This is a genomic window from Moorena sp. SIO4A1 (assembly GCF_010672065.1).
In the GTDB taxonomy this organism is placed as follows: Bacteria; Cyanobacteriota; Cyanobacteriia; order Cyanobacteriales; family Coleofasciculaceae; genus Moorena.
The window spans coordinates 1-1,221 of sequence record NZ_JAAHHX010000873.1 but is presented as its reverse complement, the minus strand read 5'-3'; the positions used below and the strand labels follow the sequence as shown (position 1 = coordinate 1,221).

The window sequence follows — 1,221 nt, the reverse complement described above, 5'->3', positions numbered from 1 at the left end:
AATTCGTTTCTCCCCTTCATTGAGCTATCAACTCTATCGGGGCTGATACTACTAGTTTAGAAAATTTTCCTCAAAGGAGGTCATCTTTCTTTACTTTATTCTATAACAGATATTTTTTATTAGAAATCAAAAATGTTTAATTAGAAATCAAAAATGATTTATTTTTTTTATAGATCTAATCAAGGAGATGAGTTTTAGTGAATTTCCAGGCTTTGGCTTATATCCCCAAAATTTTGTAGTTGATTTTACATAATTTGTTCGGCAATTGTAGTTTAGTTGACATAACTTTCCTGGCCTTTACTATATGATTAAAAATCTGAATAAAATAGTCATAAATTTATCAATACCATTATTTTCCGTCTATGGTGCAACAGGTACTGAAGTAGCTGACCGCGAAAAATCCCCCCCTCACCCCCTTACCCCTTCATCTTCAAAGGAACTAGTCACCAATTTCTGCCTAGGTGTACTAATAATTACGGGTAATGTAAGGGGTCGTTATCGTTTCTAATCTAGTTGAGAATCATCCTTTCTTGATGCAAAGCGCGAGTGGGGGAAACCACGGCAAAGCGCGAGTGGGGGAGACCACGGCAAAGCGCGAGTGGTTTTGGGTCTGTGTGCGGAACCTGCGTCCGCACCGCTGTTTGCCCCGTGGGAACCCCCTTTGGCGGCGCTGCCTCCCCAAGACCGCGCTGCCTCCCCAAGACCGCGCTGCATCGCTCACTCATTCCCTATTACCCATATTATCCATTCCCAACAATATAGGAACTATTTTGGCACTAATTAATTTGACAGTAATTAATTGCACTTGGTACTAGAGCTTGTCGCCGTACTGGCTCAGGAAATCCTTGGGTGTCTTGACCTGATCAGTACCTTTTACTCCTTGTGGTTAAAACCTATCCACAACCCTTTTGATGCTACGCCCTTCGTTTCACCTACAATCTCCTGTACCGGATTGGCGGTGGAACAATGGATAGGGCAGACTTCTGAGCACTCCTGAATCCCTTGAGGATTCTGACTTGGATTAGATTTAAGCGTTGAATCATTTGCTGTAGCTCGAATCAAGTATGATCCAGATGCTTAACAGAAGACGATGCCAAATTTTAGCTGGGTCGAAGTTCCGATCATGACCTGATATAAGTCAACGACCGTTTTAATAAAGTGGGCGTTACCAATAATGATGATGTTACTCCCCCTGATCAACTTTCTATCCTAACCACTTTG

The 1,221-nt window shown here is 42.0% G+C and carries 1 protein-coding gene; it reads right to left on the bottom strand.

All coding sequences use genetic code 11. The annotated features are described in order from the left end of the window. Positions 1–1,077 precede the first annotated feature (1,077 nt). Positions 1,078–1,200, bottom strand: coding sequence for an adenosine-specific kinase (locus F6K53_RS43690; RefSeq protein WP_229415505.1), 123 nt, complete (start codon positions 1,198–1,200; stop codon positions 1,078–1,080). Between the last annotated feature and the right edge of the window lie 21 nt (positions 1,201–1,221).